Source organism: Brevibacterium daeguense (assembly GCF_021729135.1).
Classification (GTDB): Bacteria; Actinomycetota; Actinomycetes; order Actinomycetales; family Brevibacteriaceae; genus Brevibacterium; species Brevibacterium daeguense.
In genome coordinates this window covers 91,973-109,120 of sequence record NZ_JAJTWW010000014.1, presented here as the reverse complement: position 1 = coordinate 109,120, position 17,148 = coordinate 91,973, and the positions used below count along the sequence as shown (strand labels likewise).

The 17,148-nt window shown below is 65.1% G+C and carries 14 protein-coding genes and 1 pseudogene; 12 read left to right on the top strand and 3 right to left on the bottom strand.

The window, feature by feature from the left end:
• Positions 1-8 precede the first annotated feature (8 nt).
• Positions 9-1,322 (bottom strand): acyl-CoA dehydrogenase family protein, encoded by a 1,314-nt coding sequence (locus LXN01_RS11695; RefSeq protein ID WP_236865355.1) that lies wholly within the window; start codon positions 1,320-1,322, stop codon positions 9-11.
• A gap of 438 nt (positions 1,323-1,760) precedes the next feature.
• Between LXN01_RS11695 and LXN01_RS11690 the strand changes: the two are divergent.
• Both LXN01_RS11690 and LXN01_RS11685 read left to right on the top strand, forming a co-directional pair.
• Positions 1,761-2,878, top strand: a pseudogene (locus tag LXN01_RS11690) (alcohol dehydrogenase catalytic domain-containing protein).
• A 2-nt stretch (positions 2,879-2,880) separates the two neighbouring features.
• Positions 2,881-4,362 (top strand): permease family protein, encoded by a 1,482-nt coding sequence (locus tag LXN01_RS11685; protein ID WP_236865354.1) that lies wholly within the window; start codon positions 2,881-2,883, stop codon positions 4,360-4,362.
• A gap of 99 nt (positions 4,363-4,461) precedes the next feature.
• Here the strand turns inward: LXN01_RS11685 and LXN01_RS11680 are convergent, their stop codons facing one another.
• The gene (locus tag LXN01_RS11680; protein WP_236865353.1) at positions 4,462-5,703 is read right to left on the bottom strand and encodes a Fic family protein; all 1,242 of its coding nucleotides are present in this window, start codon (positions 5,701-5,703) and stop codon (positions 4,462-4,464) included.
• Between the two features lie 380 nt (positions 5,704-6,083).
• Here LXN01_RS11680 and dctP point away from each other — a divergent pair, with 380 nt between their 5' ends.
• From dctP to LXN01_RS11635, 9 genes are all read left to right on the top strand, one after another.
• The gene (dctP, locus tag LXN01_RS11675; protein WP_236865348.1) at positions 6,084-7,187 is read left to right on the top strand and encodes a TRAP transporter substrate-binding protein DctP; all 1,104 of its coding nucleotides are present in this window, start codon (positions 6,084-6,086) and stop codon (positions 7,185-7,187) included.
• A 47-nt stretch (positions 7,188-7,234) separates the two neighbouring features.
• On the top strand, positions 7,235-7,780 hold the full coding sequence (locus LXN01_RS11670) for a TRAP transporter small permease (RefSeq protein WP_236865346.1): 546 nt from the start codon (positions 7,235-7,237) through the stop codon (positions 7,778-7,780).
• A 2-nt stretch (positions 7,781-7,782) separates the two neighbouring features.
• Complete coding sequence (locus LXN01_RS11665; RefSeq protein ID WP_236865345.1) at positions 7,783-9,240, top strand: TRAP transporter large permease; 1,458 nt, start codon at positions 7,783-7,785, stop codon at positions 9,238-9,240.
• A gap of 86 nt (positions 9,241-9,326) precedes the next feature.
• A complete protein-coding gene (locus tag LXN01_RS11660; protein WP_236865344.1) occupies positions 9,327-10,373 on the top strand; it encodes a thiamine pyrophosphate-dependent dehydrogenase E1 component subunit alpha in 1,047 nt (348 codons plus the stop codon).
• The gene (locus LXN01_RS11655) at positions 10,370-11,350 is read left to right on the top strand and encodes an alpha-ketoacid dehydrogenase subunit beta (protein WP_236865343.1); all 981 of its coding nucleotides are present in this window, start codon (positions 10,370-10,372) and stop codon (positions 11,348-11,350) included. The genes LXN01_RS11660 and LXN01_RS11655 overlap by 4 nt, the downstream gene beginning before the upstream one ends.
• Positions 11,347-12,654 carry a dihydrolipoamide acetyltransferase family protein gene (locus tag LXN01_RS11650; protein WP_236865338.1) on the top strand — a complete coding sequence of 436 codons (1,308 nt, stop codon included), beginning with the start codon at positions 11,347-11,349 and terminating at the stop codon, positions 12,652-12,654. Before LXN01_RS11655 ends, LXN01_RS11650 begins: the two co-directional genes overlap by 4 nt.
• Complete coding sequence (gene lpdA / locus LXN01_RS11645) at positions 12,654-14,057, top strand: dihydrolipoyl dehydrogenase (RefSeq protein WP_236865336.1); 1,404 nt, start codon at positions 12,654-12,656, stop codon at positions 14,055-14,057. The genes LXN01_RS11650 and lpdA overlap by 1 nt, the downstream gene beginning before the upstream one ends.
• A 66-nt stretch (positions 14,058-14,123) precedes the next feature.
• Complete coding sequence (locus LXN01_RS11640; protein ID WP_236865334.1) at positions 14,124-15,212, top strand: Zn-dependent alcohol dehydrogenase; 1,089 nt, start codon at positions 14,124-14,126, stop codon at positions 15,210-15,212.
• Between the two features lie 3 nt (positions 15,213-15,215).
• Positions 15,216-15,782: an Lrp/AsnC family transcriptional regulator gene (locus tag LXN01_RS11635; protein WP_236865333.1), complete on the top strand. Its 567-nt coding sequence runs from the start codon at positions 15,216-15,218 to the stop codon at positions 15,780-15,782.
• A 64-nt stretch (positions 15,783-15,846) separates the two neighbouring features.
• On the opposite strand, the gene LXN01_RS11630 is transcribed toward LXN01_RS11635, so the two are convergent.
• Positions 15,847-15,996: a hypothetical protein gene (locus tag LXN01_RS11630; RefSeq protein WP_236865332.1), complete on the bottom strand. Its 150-nt coding sequence runs from the start codon at positions 15,994-15,996 to the stop codon at positions 15,847-15,849.
• 225 nt (positions 15,997-16,221) lie between these two features.
• Here LXN01_RS11630 and LXN01_RS11625 point away from each other — a divergent pair, with 225 nt between their 5' ends.
• A complete protein-coding gene (locus LXN01_RS11625) occupies positions 16,222-17,145 on the top strand; it encodes a D-isomer specific 2-hydroxyacid dehydrogenase family protein (protein ID WP_236865331.1) in 924 nt (307 codons plus the stop codon).
• Positions 17,146-17,148: the final 3 nt, after the last annotated feature.

Here is a 17,148-nt window from a genome sequence, read left to right as displayed (position 1 = left end):
GAACTGGATCAGGCCTGTCCCTGAGAGACAGCCTGGCTCTGGGTCTTGTAGCTTGCGGAGCTCACGCCCTTGGGGGCGCGCTGGCTCATGAAGCCGAACATGTAGCCGGCCACGCGGCGCATCTGGATCTCATCCGATCCTTCGGTGATGCGGTAGCGGCGGTGGTGGCGGTAGATGTGCTCGAACGGCTTCTTCCGCGAGTAGCCCATCCCGCCGTGGACCTGCATCGCCTGGTCCGCGGCGTCGCAGGCCAGCCGGTTGCCCTGGTAGTTGGCCATCGACACCCGATCGGACACGGAGAACGCGCCGTCCTGGTCCATCAGCCACGCCGTCTCCCGGACGAAGGAGCGCAGCATCGACGCGCGTGCCTGCAGGTCGACCAGCGGGAACTGGATGCCCTGATTGACGGCCAGTGGCTTGCCGAAGGGCTTGCGCTCCTTGGCGTACTGCACGGACTGATCGATGCAGTACTGGGCCGCACCCAGGCTGGAGGCCGCCTGCCGGATCCGGTTCTCGTTGAAGAAGTGCTGCACGATCGCCAGCCCGCGACCGAACTCGCCGAACACGTGGGACTCGTCGACCTCGACGTTGCTGAACCGGACATGGGCGTGATCGGTGGGCATGTTGAAAGTCCACACGTACTCCAGCACCTCAACCCCGGGGGCGTCCATCGGCACGAGGAACGCGGTGATGCCCTCGGCGTCGCCGGCCTCACCGTGAGTGCGCGCGAAGACGATGTCGCAGTCGGCGGTGTGGACGCCGGAGTTCCACATCTTCTCGCCGTTGATCACCCAGCCGGTGTCGGTCTTGGTGGCCTTGGTGTCCATGTGGGTGGCGTCCGAGCCGTGGTTGGGTTCGGTGATGCCGAAGCCGAAGTGCGCCTCTCCCGCGCCCACCTTCTCCTTCCACTCCGCGATCTGAGCGTCGGAGCCGTAGTTCATCAGCAGCATCAGGCCGACGTTGTTGCCCACCACGGAGTGCTCGTTCTGCAGGTCGTTGTGCAGGCCCAGCCCCTGGGAGGCGAAGTGGTCGCGGATGACGGCCATGTCGAGGTTGCCCAGCCCCATCCCGCCGAGGTGCTCCGGCAGCTGGGCACGGTAGAAGCCGGCCTTGTCGGCCCGGCGCTTGGCCTCGCTCAGCAGCGCCTCCCAGTCCGGGTGCGGCACTCCGCCGTTGTCCCAGTCGGTGCGCGCCCACTCACGGCGGTGGTCGAAGAACCGGATGTTGTCGTCCTGCTGCTCGAGCGGGCGGATCTCCCGCTCGATGAAGGCGTCGAGATCGTTGAGGAGATTCTGGAGCTTCTCCGGAATGCGGAAATCCATTGCCGTTCCTTTCGGGCCGACTGCTGGCCCAAGGTTTTCGCCCGGACGGGGCGAGGGACTGAGACGGGAACCGGACCTCCGAAAGAGGCCCGAATTGAAGGCGACAGCGGTGGTGCCTTCGTTAACTAAAAACGAGTGATCGCTTGAGTGGGACTTTAATCCGTTGCGTGATCAGCGTCAACAGGGTGAACACGCCGATTCCAGAACTACTCGGGAGTAGCTGAGTTCCGGCAGAACAGACAGCAGTAGTAGAGGCATTGATCACTTCAACGGATCAGTCGAATTCGTATGACCTAGACTGGCCGCGCGATCATTGGCGACCGGACGGCACCGCCGTACACCTGCTGACAACGACCCGACCCCGTGGCCGAGTCGACCGTCTTCCTGCGGGCAAGCCAAGACACGCGCGGTGCCTCCGAATACAACTGAGGAGGAATCGTGCGCATCACCGGCGCAGTCCTGGAAGAGATCGGCCGCGAGCGGCCCTACGCCGACTCGCAGCCCATCACCATCAGCGAGCTCGAGCTCAGCGCACCCGGCCCCACCGAGGTCCTCGTCCGCATCGAGGCCGCGGGCGTATGCCACTCCGACCTGTCCGTGGTCGACGGCAACCGTCCCCGTCCCGTCCCCATGCTCCTGGGCCACGAGGCCGCGGGAGTAGTCGTCAGCTGGGGCGACCAGGTCGAGGACCTCGAGGAAGGCCAGCGGGTCACCATGACCTTCCTCCCCCGCTGCGGAGAGTGCGCGGCGTGCGCCACCGACGGCCGCCTCCCCTGCACCCGCGGCACCGAGTCGAACACCGCCGGCACGCTGCTCCACGGCTCGGAGCACCTGACCCGCGATGGCGAGAACGTCAAGCACCACCTCGGCGTCTCCGGGTTCGCGACCTACGCGGTCGTCGACCGTGCCTCGCTGGTGCCGGTCGGCAACGACGTCCCGCCCGAGGTCGCCGCCGTGCTCGGCTGCGCCGTGCTCACCGGCGGTGGCGCCCTGCTCAACGCGGTCCAGCCGGCCGACGGGGAATCCGTCATGGTCGTCGGCCTGGGCGGCGTCGGCATGTCCGCCCTGATCTCCGCGGTCGCGGAGGGCAAGGGCGAGGTCATCGCCGTCGACGCGCTGGAAGAGAAGCTCGAGCTCGCCCGGGAGCTGGGCGCCTCGGCGGTCTACACCCCGCAGCAGGTGGCCGAGCAGGGCATCAAGGCCGACCACGCGATCGAGTGCGCGGGTCATCCGCGCGCCTTCGAGACCGCGTTCGAGGCGACCAAGCCCGGCGGCCGGACCGTCACCGTCGGCCTGCCCGACCCGAAGGCGAAGTCGGAGATCTCGCCCCAGGTCATCACGGGTGAGGCGCGCACGATCATCGGGTCCTACCTGGGATCGGCCGTCCCCTCGCGCGACATCCGAAGTTCGCCGACTGGTGGCGGGCCGGGCGGCTGCCGGTCGACCGGCTGATCACCCGCCGGATCCGCCTCAACGAGATCAACCAGGCGATGGACGAGCTCGCCGACGGCAAGGCCGTGCGCCAGGTCATCGTGTTCGGCGACGAGGAGATCTGAGGGTGGCCCGGACATACGCGAAGCCGTGGAAGGCGGGCCCGTTCGAGGTCCGCCTTCCCTTCTACCACTACCGCCTGGAGTGGCAGGACTACACGCAGGGCCTGATCATGTGTGCGGTTGACCTGTCGGCGATCCCGCTGATGATGGAGCTGCTGGGCATGCCGTTCGAGGCGGCGCTGGCGATCGTCATCCTCAACGGGATCCTCTACCTGTTCCACCACCTGCTGGGCGATCCGGTGATCCCCGGCTGGATCACCCCGGCCATCCCGCTGCTGGCGCTCTATCTCCAGGACTTCCCCGTGGAGGAGCGCGTGCACGCGCTGGTGGCGTTCCAGCTGATGCTCGGAGTGTTCGCCATCTTCCTGGGGGCGACGGGCCTGGCGAGCAAGGTCGTCAGAGTGATCCCGAACGCGCTGCGGGCCGGCATCGTGATGGGTGCCGGCATCGCCGCCGTGCAGGGGATCTTCGCCGCCGGCGGCCGCTTCGAATCGTTCCCGTGGACGATCACCATCTGTGTGGGACTGGCCTTCTTCCTGCTGTACTCCAAGCAGTTCCAGGCGTGGCAGCTGAAGAACCGCACGCTCGCGTTCATCGGCAGCCTGGGCATCCTGCCGGCGATGCTCGCCGCAGTGATCGTCGCGCCGATCTTCGGCGAGGCCCCGTGGCCCAAGATCGAGTGGGGCATCAGCACCCCGGACTTCGCGACATTGTTCGCCGAGTACACGGTGTTCGGGCTGGGCTTCCCGCCGCTCATAATGTTCCTCACCGCGATCCCGACCGTGCTCGCGGCCTACATCGTCGTCTTCGGCGACGTCCTGCAGGCCCGGGCGGTGCTCGACGAGGCGAACGAGGTCCGCAAGGACGAGAACGTCCAGTACAACGAGAACCGCGCGCACCTGATCTTCGGCGGGCGCAACGCGATCATGAGCATCTTCGGACCGGACACCGCGATGTGCGGCCCGCTCTGGGCCGCGATGCACGTGACCACCTCGGAGCGGTACAAGAAGGGCCCCAAGGCCATGCAGTCGATCTTCTCCGGCGCGGGATCCTTCTGCTGGGGAACGAACACCGGCCTGTGGCTGCTGCCGATCGTGTCCCTCATGGAGCCGGTCCTCGGCGTGGCGCTCGCGCTGACGCTGCTGATCCAGGGCTTCGTGTCGATCCGGGTCGGCATCATGGAGGCCACCTCCAAGACCGACCTCGGCATCGCCGGCGTCACCGGCGCGATCCTGGCCACCAGCGGCGCGACCTGGGGCTTCGTCGCGGGCATCCTGCTGTGCGCCCTGATCTACACCACGAACTTCTTCCGCGGTGAGAATGACGGGATCTTCGCGAAGGACGCGGCGAAGGCTGATCGGGCCGCGGCTGGTTCGGCGGCGGTGGATTCGACGGAAGCCTCGGCTGCAATCGATGCCCGGGCTGCGGCTGATGGATCTGCTAGCGACGGCGGGGTATTGCACGAGGATTCGCCGATCGAACGGTGACGCTCCATCAGTCGCCGAGGCGCCCTCTGCTCCCGGCTGCTGTCCGCCGAGGCGTCCGCCGGCTCCTGCCGGCGGGCGCCTCGGCGCTTTCCCGGAGGATCAGCGAGCCATTCGTCGGATTGCCTCGGCGTAGTCATCGAGCACATCCAGGATGCCGGGGTGCTCCCAGACGCGGTCGCGCAGGCGACCGGTCTTCTCCACGAGGACACCACGGTCGGTCAGCGTGTCCAGAGCTCGCAGCGCCGCCATCTCTCCGACGCCGAGCACCGACACCAGGTAGTTCGTATTGATGACGGGTTGGGCGATGAGATGCGGAAGCAGCTTCCGGGCAGTGGCGTCTGAGCGTATGCCGTGGAGCAGCTCGTTCGAATCGGCGAGCGCGGAGAAGAGCTCGTTGACGAGTTTCTTTCCGGTGACGGCCGCGACGCGTGCAGCTTCCGCAAAGCGCCGGATGATCGGCCCTCCATCCCCATTGCGGTAGTCGCCCAGCGCGGAGAAATATCGATCGGTACTCACCAGCAGACCGGCGGAGATCGGGACCGTGCCGCTGGTGACCAAGCCCTTGTTTCGGATCATCGACTGTGCCAACGCACGACCCGTCCGGCCGTTGCCGTCCGAGAACGGATGCATCGTCTCGAACTGGGCGTGAGCGACTGCGACTTGGACGAGGACCGGCAGATCGTCTCTCCGAGCGAACTCGAGTACATCGGTGACTCCGGTTTCGACTCGCTCGTGGTGCGGCGGGACGAAGTCGGCGGTGCGCGGCCCAGCATCTCCCGGCCCGATCCACACCTGTTCGTTCCGGAACCGACCGGCCTCGCCTTTCATGCCGTGTTGAGAGCGCATCAGCTCGCGGTGCATCGCCAGCACAGAGTGGACGCTGATGTCATCGGACAGCCTCACGGCTGCTTCCATGGCGCGGACGTTTCCGAGAACGGTGTTCGCGTTCGCAGTCGCGCCCGCCTCGATCTCGGCGAGTGCCAGCTGCCGCGCACTCGTTGTCAACCGCTCGATCTGTGAACTCGAGGCGCTCTCGGTGCGCAGAAGAATCGCCGACATCGGGCTCAAAGCGGCGCTGCCCGCTCCCAGAGTTGCGCGTGCGTGGGAATCGAACGCGACGAGCGCCCGCGTCGCATCCTCGACATCGGCGATGTCGGAGGCGGAGATCATGAACTCCTGCATCGCGATCGATGGCGGAACCGAGGCCTCGTAGGGTCCGGTCTGCCGCTTCACCTCGGCGCGGAAGTACACCTGTGGGAACCGCGGTTCCCACGAGTAGGACTCCCAGGAGACGGCTTCGACCGGGATGGGCGAACCGCCGTCCGAGCTCAGCGTTGGCATGTCCCCAATGATACCAACATTTACGGCCATAAATGTTGGTACGGCTACTGCAATCCCCGCTGATCTCCGTCCGCCGACCACTCTTCCCAGCACCCGAGGCCGCCCCTGAAAGGCACATGAACTGGGACGTCAATAGACGAGCAACCAGAGAAGTTGGCCCCCTTGTCCGTACGACGTCGGAGTACGCCCATCTGTCCGCAAACCGAATTGTAGTTTGCCAAGTGCTTCTTGACTCTGAGTCTACATTTGACTACTTTCGAACGAGAACGAGATGCATATGACGCGTGTGAGACGCTTTTCGCTTGTCAATGAGCGATTAGCCTGGCCCGCTGGCCGGAGCGCTCGTTCCAGCCGAATTCTGGAGATCAAAGGAGATTTTCATGAGCAATCGAGTAAGAACAGCCGTCGGAGCAGCCGCCGCAGCGGGCCTGGCATTGTCCCTGACCGCGTGCGGAGGCGTCAGCGGTGCCGCGGAGGGGGAACTCGCAGCGTGGCAGGGCGCGAATTACATGCCCGAGCAGAATTCGTTCAGCCGCGCCGTCGTGGAAGTCGCAGACTTCATCGAGGAGCAGGAAATCGCTCAGGTCGAAGTCTTCCATCAGGAATCACTGCTCGGTGCATCCGACATCCTGCCCGGCATCGCCGACGGTCGAGCCAACATGGGCATCATCAACCCCTTCTACTACCCCGGCGAGCTTCCGCTGACGAACGTGGCCAGTGTTCCGTTCATGTCCCAGGACCCGTGGGCTCACACCACTGCACTCAACGAGGTATACGACAACAGCGAGCAGCTCAAGGCCGAATACGAGAAGGCCGGGGTCGAACTCATCACCTTCGTGCCAGTGGCGACCACCATCCTCGGCGCCAAGGACGAGATGAACAGCCTCGACGACTTCAAGGGGAAGAAGATCCGGTCGGTCGGACTGCTGTCCAACGCGATGTCCGAGGTCGGCGCAAACCCGGTGTCGATGCCGGCCGGTGAGATCTACCAGTCCATGGAGCAGGGAGTCATCGACGGATACACGTCCTACCCGTTCGATATCGCGGTCTCCAACAGCCTCCACGAAGTCGCCCCGGTGGCCATCGATCCCGGAACCGGGGTCTACAGCGTCGGCGCGATCTTGATGAACAAGGGTGACTGGGACGCTTTGACCGACGAGCAGCGCACGGCGCTGGACGAGAATTCGCGCACGTTCGCGGATTCAGCGGCTCAGATGGTCGCCGATGATCTCGAGAGCCTCTGCGGAACGTTCCTCGAAGCCGGCGGCACGCCTGCGGCTCTGCCTGACGACGAGATCAAGAAGTTCAAGGACACGGTCGGCGACTCGCTCATCGAGTCCTGGAAGTCGGAGGCCGTGAAGGCCGGAGTCGAAGAAGGCGACGTCGACAACTTCCTCGAAGCGCTGCAGGCGGGCATTGAGAAGTACGAGGCGGAGTCCGAGAAGGACCTGTCCGTCCGCCCCTGCATCGAACAGGCGGGTTGAGCCCAACGGGTCGCCCCAGCGCAGCGAATTCTCCAGAGGGAGAGAACATGCAGACTCTCGACAGAGTTTCCAAGTCCGTATCACTGACTCTCGCGGTTCTGGCCGCCAGCGTGATCGCCGTCATCATGATCATGACGACAGCCGACGTTATCAAGCGGTTCTTCACCGGTTCATCGATTCCTGGCACCGCTGAGTTCAGCGAGGTGTTCCTCGTCGTCGCAGTGTACTTCGGCCTGGCCTACGCCATGAGGACCGGCGCCCACGTGGGCGTCGATCTCGTCCTCATGAGGCTCAAGCCGAGGGCAGCCAAGATCGTGCAGGTCACCGGACTGACGATCGGCATCGTCATTCTGGTCTGGATGACCTTCGAGACCGTCGGCACCGCTATGCACTCGATCGCCGTCAACGAGTTCCGGTACGGAATCATCAAGGTGCCCGTGTGGCCCGCGAAACTGGCGATTCCCCTCGGTCTGCTCGCGCTGATTCTCGAGTGCCTGGTGACCATGGGACGGGTCGTCGCCGGTGACTCCACCGCTTCGGGCGACCCGGAGACCGAGGCCGAGCTCGAACTTCAACCGCCACAGGGGCTGTGACCATGGAACCAATCGTCCTCATAGTGATAGCGGGAGCAGTCCTCATCCTGCTGGCCCTCTTGGCCACTGGCATCCCCGTCGCCTTCGCACTGGCGACATCCGGTTCGCTCGGCCTGTTCGTACTCTCCGGCTCCGACATCGCAGCCTCGACTCTCGGAAACCTTCCCTACCAGTCGACCGCGAAGGTGACACTGGTCATCATCCCGATGTTCGTGCTGATGGGTGTGCTGGCGGAGAAAGCCCGGATCGCTGAGGACGTATTCGTCCTTGGTCACAGGCTGCTCCATCGCTTTCCCGGCGGCCTGGCACTGGCTTCACTCTTCGCATGTGCAGCGTTCGGGGCGGTGTCGGGGTCGAGCGTGGCCACCACTGCCACTATCGGGCGTATGTCCATCGGGCAGATGCAGAAGTACGGATACAGCACCTCTTTCGCCGCCGGAGTAGTCGCGGCCGGCGGCACCCTGAGCTTCCTGATTCCGCCGAGCATCGTCCTGGTGGTCTATGCCCTGCTGACCGGAGAATCAGTGGGCAGGATGCTGACGGCCGGCATCATCCCGGGCATCATCACTGTCATTGTCTTCGGCATCCTCATCATCGGACGGGCAATGCTCAAGCCGGAACTCGTCGGACTGCCACCAAGAGAACAGCGAGCCGCGCGTGTCCCGGCGATGGTAGGTGCCGCCGCAGGCTCATCCCGAGGGACGGCACCCGGAGATCCCGCCACCTCGGCCGGAACCGACAACGAGCATCAACTCGACGCCGATGACCAGCTCTTCGATCAGCTGGCCCAGAAGCGCAAGGGCTATGCAGGGGCGTTCAAGATCGCCATCCTCTTCACAGTGGTGATCGGCGGCATCTACACCGGAATCCTGACCGCCACCGAATCCGCTGCGATCGGTGCAACCGTAGCCCTCATCATGCTGCTGCTTGACGGTTTCAAGCTGGGAAGACGAGAACTGCTCCGGACGATCCGGGACTCCTTCGCCGAAGCGGCCTCCGTGTCGAGCTTCATCTTCGCGATCCTCATCGGGGCGAGCATCTTCACCTTCTTCCTCGTGAGTGCCGGGGCTCCCCGAGAGTTCGCAGCGTGGGTGATCGGCCTCGATCCGCCACCGCACCTCGTGGTCCTGCTGCTGTTGGCGCTCATGATTCCTCTGGGCATGTTCCTAGATTCGCTGTCCATCCTGCTCATCGTGGTGCCGCTTGCCTACCCGGTGGTCACAGGGTTGGGCTTCGACGGCATCTGGTTCGGAATCCTCATGATCAAGCTCGTCGAGCTCGGTCTCATCACTCCCCCGGTCGGGATGAATGTGTTCGTGCTCGCCGGCACCAAGGGGGTGACGTTGGAGGACGCGTTCAGGGGAATCATCTGGTTCATCCCCATGGAGATCGTGATCGTTCTCATCCTCTTCACCTTCCCCGAGCTGGTGACCTGGCTGCCCAACCTGATCCGCGGCTGACGAGCAGTGCGCGCCAAGTCCACCTCACGTCTTCGTCCCGCTGCCACAACACCCCACCTTCTTCGTCTGCAAGGGAGCAGTAATCAATGAAACGCAGAGAAATACTCGACCCCCACGGCAAGCTGCTTGACGGTCAGTGCCCCACCCTCGACATCGAACAGACGGTCGAGGCACTCGAACGGATGCTGCTCTCGAAGCACGTCGACGAAAGAGCATTCAGCCTCCAGCGCCAAGGGCGCATGGGCACGTACTCCGCCGTCCGTGGACAAGAGGCCTCCGTCATCGGCAGTTGCTTGGCCCTGGACCCCGCAAGGGATTGGATCGTCCCCCAGTACCGCGAGCTGCCGGCGCTTCTTCGGCATGGCGTGACCATTGAGGGCTTCCTGTCCTACTGGAAAGGCAATTCGATTGCCGGCCGAATCCCCGAGGGCGTGAAGGTGCTGCCGCCGCAGATCGGGCTGGCGGCTCAGCTTCCGCACGCCGTTGGCTTGGCATGGGGGCTGAAGCTGCAGAACGATCCCGGCGTCGTCATGACGTTCATCGGCGACGGCGGTTCCTCCGAGGGCGACTTCCACGAGGCGCTCAACCTGGCCGGCGTGATGAAGGCCCCGGTCGTGTTCGTCCTGCAGAACAACGGCTGGGCGATCTCCACACCGCGCTCCAAGCAGACTGCTGCAGAGTCCTTCGCGGCTCGCGGACCCGGATACGGTGTTCCGTCGATTCTCGTCGACGGCAACGATCTGTTCGCGGTGCACCAGGCGGCGGCCGAAGCGGTGGATCGGGCACAGAGCGGTGGCGGCCCGACCCTGATCGAGACTCAGACCTACCGACTCGGCGCTCACAACACGGCGGATGACCCCACGAAGTATGTCGACACCGAGGAGAAGCTCACCTGGGAGGAACTCGACCCGATCCCGCGCGTCATCTCCTACCTCAAGCAGCAGGGCGCCATCACGGATGACGCTGTCGCCGACATCGAAGCGCGCAACCGCGCCGAGGTGGATCGCGCCGTGGAGGCACTCGACGAAGTCGGCCCGCCTCCGGCCGAGTCACTGTTCCAACACGTGTACTCGCAGATGGATCCCCGGCTGTGCAGACAGCGCGACGACATTCTGAAAGGTGCAGACCGATGACGGTGATGACCATGATCGAGGCTATCCGCTCGACGATCCGCCAGGAGATGCTCCGTGACGACAAGGTCATGGTGCTCGGACAGGACGTCGGAAAGCTCGGAGGCGTCTTCCGTGCCACCGAAGGCCTGCAGGCGGAGTTCGGCGAGCACCGGATCGTCGACATGCCCCTGGCGGAAGCGTCGATCGTCGGATCGGCGATCGGCCTCTCACTGTCGGGAATGAATCCCATCGCGGAGATCCAGTTCCTCGGCTTCACCCAGCAGGCCTATCACCAGATCGTGCCGCAGCTGGCGCGGTTCCGGTACCGCTCACAGGGCCGGTACGCGACCCCCGTCACAATCCGGGCGCCCTTCGGAGGCGGAGTGCGAGCACCGGAATTGCACTCCGATGCGATCGAATCCCAGTTCACCAACGTGCCCGGGCTTCGGGTGGTCATGCCCTCCACACCCGCGGAGGCGAAGGGACTCCTGACCACGGCCGTCCGAGGCGAGGATCCAGTGCTGTTCTGCGAACCGCTGAAGGGTTACCGGCTGGTCAAGGGCGAGGTGCCCGACGACGACTACGCGATTCCCTTCGGCGAGCTGCGAGTCGCGCGTGAGGGGACGGACGTGACCCTCTTCGCATGGAGCGCGGCCGTGCAGCTCGCCGAAAAGGCCGCTGACAGGCTCGCAGAGCAGGGGGTCTCCGCCCAGGTTGTCGATCTGCGGACACTGGTCCCCCTGGACGTCGATGGGATCCGCGACGCAGTCGCCGGCACCGGACGCGCCGTGGTCGTCCACGAGGCCCCGCTGACGTCAGGCTTCGGCGCAGAGGTGGTGTCCACCATCCAGGAGGAGGCCTTCTTCTCCCTCGAAGCACCTGTCGCCCGAGTCGCCGCCCCGGACGTGCCGTATCCGAACATCGGCATCGAGGAGACGTTCCTCCCCCAGGTCGACCGTGTGGTCGCCGCAGCCCTGAAGGCGGTGAATACTCGATGAGCAGCACGTTCGCATATCGGCTGCCGGACGTCGGCGAAGGACTCGACGAGGCGGAGATCATCTCGTGGAAGGTCGAGGTCGGATCCCCCGTCGTCCCCGACCAGGTCCTCGCCGAGGTGGAGACCGACAAGTCGGTCGTCGAGGTGCCCTCGCCGGTGACGGGCACGATCACGTCACTCGCCGGTGACCCGGGTGACATCATCGAAGTCGGAGCCACCTTCGTCGAGATCGCGCTGACCGACGGAGCGCCCGGTGCGAGAGCGGACAGCGACCACGGCGGACCTGCAGGCGGGGGTGCCGCGAACGCTGGTCCGGCAGGCCAGGGCGAGAAGCCCGAGGCGGAGCAGGCGCCCGCGGCTGCCCCTGCCTCTGCTTCTGGGGACGACCGTCCACAACGGGTCCTCGCTTCACCGGCCACTCGCAAGCTCGCGCTGGAGCTCGGCGTCGACCTGCAGACCGTGCCCGGGTCGGGTCCCGCCGGTCGCGTCACCAAGGAAGACGTCGAAAGCGCCGCCCGCGGCGAGACCAGCACAGCGGAGAGCCCGGCGCCTGCCGAACCCGCTCCCGCGGCGCCTCGGGTGGCTGCTGCGAGTCGAGAGGACGAGGTGGTGCCGCTCCGCGGTCTGCGCAGGCAGATCGCGAAGAACATGGTGGAGTCGTGGCAGCAGGTCCCGCACATCACCGACTTCCGCGAGGTCGACGCGACCAAACTGGTTGCAGCTCGCGCAGCAGTCAACGAACATCTCCAGTCGACGGGACGGGCGGAGAAGATCACCTATCTGCCGTTCCTGGTCCGCGCGGTGTCCATCGCGCTCGCGCGCTGCCCCAAGTTCAACGCCTCTCTCGACATGGGCAACGAGCAGATCACCTACTTCGGCTCGCGCGGCATCGGACTGGCGGTGTCCACTGATGCGGGCCTGTTCGTACCCGTGCTCAAGGACTCCGAGTCGATGTCCCTGGTGCAGATCTCCCGTGCTGCCCAGGAGCTGGCCGACAAGGCGAGGGAGCGGTCGATCACCAGCCAGGAGATGTCGGGGGGCACCTTCACGATCACGAACTTCGGATCATACGGCGGATGGCTGGGCACGCCGATCATCCGCCCGCCCGAATCTGCGATCGCGGGATTCGGCAGGATCGCAGATCGCGTCGTACCCGTCGATGGGGTTCCGGCAGTGCGCCCGATCCTGCCGCTTGCCGTGTCGGCCGACCACCGGCTGATCGATGGTGCGGACATGGGACAGTTCCTGGCACTGCTCACCACGCTGCTGGAAGACCCGGTGCGGATGATGGCGGAGGAGTTCTGATGGTCGTCGGCGAGATGCCCGAGGGGCTCGATTTCCTCGTCATCGGCGCAGGACCGGGCGGCTACACTGCAGCCCTCGAAGCTGCCGCCCTCGGCCGGAGCGTGACGATCGTCGATCGAGCCGGAGCGGAGGGCGTGGGAGGCACCTGCCTGCTCGAGGGGTGCATCCCGAGCAAGGCTCTCATCGAGACCGCAGAGCTGCGCTCCCGAGCGCTCGAATTCGCAGGATCCGCGCTCGGATTCCAAGCCGCCTGCGTGGACATGCCGAAGTTCCAGGCGTGGAAGAACGACATTGTGACGCGACTGTCGAAGGGCGTCCACGGCAAGCTTCGATCCGGTGGCGTCAACGTCATCGGCGGCACTTTCTCGTTCACGGGTGCCAACCGCGGAGTGATCGAGATCGGCGGCGACAGCCCACCTCAGCATGTCGAGTTCGAAGACGCCGTCATTGCTGTCGGGTCCACGGCCGTGCAGGTTCCGTCACTGCCCTTCGATGGCGCGAAGGTGTTCGACGCCGCCGGAATCCTCGATCTCGAAGAGCTGCCTCAGCATTTGGTGGTGGTCGGCGGCGGATACATCGGCATGGAGATCGGAACAGCAGCACAGAAACTCGGGAGCTTGGTGGTCGTCGTCGAGGCGATGGACACGATCCTGCCCGGGATGCCGCCCTCCGCGGTGAAGCACGTGGTGCGCCGCGCGCGGAAGCTGGGCATCGAGATCCTCACCGGGCATGCGGCACAGGGTGTGGGCGACGAGGGGATCGAAGTGGTCGGTCCCGATGGCGCCTCGCGGACTCTCCCCGCTGATGCCGTCCTCGTGGCAGTCGGCCGGCGCCCCGCGACGAAGCACCTGGGCCTGGCGGCAGCCGGGATCAGGGTGGACGAGCAGGGACTCATCCCTGTGGACGCAGGCTTCCGCGCAAGCAGCCATATCGCCGCCGTCGGCGATGCGGTGGCAGGGCCGGCTCTTGCCCATAAGGCGATCGCCGAGGCCAAGGTCGCTGCTCGAGCCCTCTGCGGTCAACCTGCCGCGCTCGTCTCCACCGCCATTCCGCTCGTTGTCTTCAGCGATCCCGAGATCGCGGTTGTCGGCCTCGACGCGGCCGCAGCCGAGGCGTCCGGAATGGAGACCGCTGTTCTTCGATTGCCGTTCGGCGCCTCGGGACGGGCCGCCACGATGGAGAGCACTGAGGGAGCTGTCGAGCTCGTGGTCGACCGAGCCACCAATGCCGTCGTCGGCGCAGTCCTGGTCGGTCCGCATGTGTCCGAACTCGTCGGGGAGATGACCCTCGCCATCGAGATGGCGGCCACTCCGGACGATCTGTCGTTCACCATCCACCCTCATCCGACCCTGTCCGAGATGGTCCAGGACGCGGCTGCTCAATACGTCGCGCTCCCCGGCTGAGATTCTCCGCTCTCCTCCGATCAGCAGCGTCAGAGCATTATTACTGCTCGAACAGAAAGGCAAGTCATGGTCAAGATGGCAGTTCTCGAAGAGGTCGGGGCTCCGCTCTCGATCCTCGATCTCGAGCTTCCCGAGGTGGGGCCGAACGATGTGCGGGTCCGAGTGGCGGCTGCAGGGGTGTGCCATTCCGACCTGTCCTTCATCAACGGCACCGTCGTGTCGGAGCTTCCGGTGGTGCTGGGGCATGAGGCTTCCGGCCGCATCGCGGAGGCGGGAGAGTATGTCACCGGCTTGAAGGTGGGAGACCCGGTCGTGCTCAACTGGGCTCCGCCGTGTCGCGAGTGCTGGTTCTGTGCGAATGGGGAGCCCTGGTTGTGCTCGACCGTCGAGAGGGTTGGCACCTCTGCGCCCTACACCAAGACCGCGGACGGCAGGACGGTCCATCAGGCTCTCGGAGTCGGGGCATTCGCCGAGGAAGTCGTGCTTCCAGCCCATGCGGTGGTTCCCATTCCGGACGGGATGGATCCGAGTCACGCGGCTCTGCTCGGCTGCGCCGTGCTGACGGGGGTCGGCGCAGCTGTCAACACCGCACAGGTCAAAGCGGATGAAACCGTTCTCGTCGTCGGTCTCGGCGGGATCGGGCTCTCCGCCATTGCCGGCGCGCGACTGGCAGGGGCCTCGAAGATCATCGCCGCGGATGTGTCGGACGCGAAGCGTGGTTTCGCCATGGCGATGGGTGCGACCGATTTCGTGATCTCCACCGGCAGCCTGCCGAAGGAGGTTCGTGCTCTCACCGACGGGAGAGGCGCTGATCATGCGTTCGAATGCGTCGGACTGTCGACGACTATGAAGACTGCGTGGAAGGCCACTCGGCGAGGCGGCGCCTGCACGGTGGTCGGAGTCGGGCGCAAGGACGATGAGCTCTCCCTGAGCGCAATGGAGATCTTCCACTTCAATCGCACGCTGCGCTCGTCCGTGTTCGGCTCAAGCGATCCGGAGCGGGACATTCCCGCGATGGTCGACCGCATTGTCGCCGGCCAGCTCGATCTGGAACCCATGATCTCGCATAGACTCGGGCTCGACGAGCTCGCAGACGGCTTCGCCAGGATGGGCAGGTCGGAGGGCGCGCGCTCGGTCATCGTGATGGACACATAGGGGATGGCAGTGAACACCCGCAGGCCCGACGCTGGGGCGCATCGCTCGGCACGCAAGGAGATCGATGACATCGATCTCCAAATCCTGGAGCTTCTCGTGCAGGATCCCCGGCGATCTCAGAGGTCTCTCGCCAAGGACATCGGCCTGTCCCCGCCGGCGATCGCCGACAGGATCGCCCAGCTCGAGGAAGCGGGTGTGATCGAGGGCTACACGACGAAGATCAACCTGGCCAAGCTCGGCTATTCCATGACGGTCTTTGCCGAGATCTCCTGTGAACTCGGACCAGAACACCGGGAGCAGTCGCGGCAGCTGTCGGAGATCGACGAGGTGGAGAAGGTCATCCTCACCACAGGGGCGCACGACCTGCTGATCAAGATCAACGTCCGCGACAGGGAACACCTCAACGAGGTCCTGTTCGAGAAGCTCATCGAAGGGCAGACGAAGATCTATCAGTCGAATACCCGAGTGAGCCTCGGAGAGTTCGAGAGACCCGATTACCATCTCGGCGTTCTCCGACAGATTCGAGAATCTCGCAAGGACCCGTCGAACGAAAGAGATCTGCCCGACTGAGGAAGCGATCGCCGCTCCCTCTTCCATACTCGCCGCCGGTTCTGCTGATACGACTATCGAGGGTTCATTGCAGAGCCGGCGGTGTTTCATCCGGGCTGAACCAGTCGTCCACGTCCTCGAAGCCGCCCTCGTCCGCGCAGCCGAGCTCCTCGGACGCAGCGGCCCACTTGGCTCCAATCTCCGCTGTGCGTTCGGCGATTCCGGTGCCGATCACGCCGGACTCCTCGACCCCGGCGTTCAGCTCTCAGCCTGGGTCCTTCCGTTCTTTGTGAACTCTTCCCGCTTACTGTGCTCCCGATCTCGTGACGCGACGAGCCTCCTTGTGCGCCGCGCGGGCACTTACTGAGCCTAGGGCTTGGTATACGATATCTTTTGAAGACAATCTCCGGGCCACCTCACGACGACGTGGCCACTGCCCGGAGTCGAACGAGGAGCTGCAATGCCGGAACCTGTGAAAGTTGCCGTCCTGCCCAAGACCACTGAACCATTGACTGCCGTCATCAAGGACGCCGGCGCCGTGATCACCGATCTCTCCAAGGCCCAGGCGCTCATCTGGACCGAATCGTCCCCGGCCGGGTTCCCATCGTCGCTTCCGGAGGGAATCCGCTGGGTGCAGCTCAAGTCAGCCGGGGTTCAGCAATGGATCACGGCCGGCACGGTCGATGAGCGCCGCCAATGGACTTCCGCGGTGGGCGCGTACTCCCTGGATGTCGCCGAGCATGCCGTGGGGCAGCTCATCGCCTGTCTCCGACAATTCCCGCTGTTCGCCCGGCAGACGACATGGACGAAACAGGAGAACTGGAAGCGGGTCGCCTCACTTCGAGGTCGCCGCATCGCTATTGTCGGTGCCGGGTCCATCGGCCGAGCCTGCATCCCGCTGCTGACTGCGTTCGGCGCCGAGGTGGTCGCGGTCAACAGATCCGGCCGGGATGTTGAAGGGGCGATCCGGACTCTGACGTCGGAGAACCTCGACGAAGCGCTCGGGCTGGCCGATGACGCGATCATCGCCGGCGCCTCGACGGAGCAGACGCGCCACCTGATCGGCGCCGGACAGCTGGCCCAGCTCGGTCCTGACGGGTTCCTCGTCAACATCGCCCGCGGAGATCTGGTGGACACCGACGCCCTCGTCGCTGCCCTGCAGTCCGGCGGGCTGGGCGGCGCGGCTCTCGACGTGACAGAACCAGAGCCGTTGCCCGACAATCACCCGCTCTGGGTGCTGCCGAATGTCCTCATCACTCCGCATGTGGCCAATCCTCTGCGCAATATGGAACCGCACTTCGCTGCTCATGCCGGGGAGAACCTGCGTCGCTTCGCGGCGGGCGAGCCCCTGGAAGCGCAGATAGACCTCAAGCGCAAGTACTGAGTC

Coding starts and splice junctions, on each gene's coding strand:
- LXN01_RS11660 (WP_236865344.1), top strand. CDS start 9,327: ATGAAACGCAGAGAAATACTCGACCCCCACGGCAAGCTGCTTGACGGT.
- LXN01_RS11695 (WP_236865355.1), bottom strand. CDS start 1,322: ATGGATTTCCGCATTCCGGAGAAGCTCCAGAATCTCCTCAACGATCTC.
- LXN01_RS11655 (WP_236865343.1), top strand. CDS start 10,370: ATGACGGTGATGACCATGATCGAGGCTATCCGCTCGACGATCCGCCAG.
- LXN01_RS11680 (WP_236865353.1), bottom strand. CDS start 5,703: ATGCCAACGCTGAGCTCGGACGGCGGTTCGCCCATCCCGGTCGAAGCC.
- LXN01_RS11625 (WP_236865331.1), top strand. CDS start 16,222: ATGCCGGAACCTGTGAAAGTTGCCGTCCTGCCCAAGACCACTGAACCA.
- LXN01_RS11670 (WP_236865346.1), top strand. CDS start 7,235: ATGCAGACTCTCGACAGAGTTTCCAAGTCCGTATCACTGACTCTCGCG.
- LXN01_RS11665 (WP_236865345.1), top strand. CDS start 7,783: ATGGAACCAATCGTCCTCATAGTGATAGCGGGAGCAGTCCTCATCCTG.
- LXN01_RS11650 (WP_236865338.1), top strand. CDS start 11,347: ATGAGCAGCACGTTCGCATATCGGCTGCCGGACGTCGGCGAAGGACTC.
- dctP (WP_236865348.1), top strand. CDS start 6,084: ATGAGCAATCGAGTAAGAACAGCCGTCGGAGCAGCCGCCGCAGCGGGC.
- LXN01_RS11635 (WP_236865333.1), top strand. CDS start 15,216: ATGGCAGTGAACACCCGCAGGCCCGACGCTGGGGCGCATCGCTCGGCA.
- lpdA (WP_236865336.1), top strand. CDS start 12,654: ATGGTCGTCGGCGAGATGCCCGAGGGGCTCGATTTCCTCGTCATCGGC.
- LXN01_RS11640 (WP_236865334.1), top strand. CDS start 14,124: ATGGTCAAGATGGCAGTTCTCGAAGAGGTCGGGGCTCCGCTCTCGATC.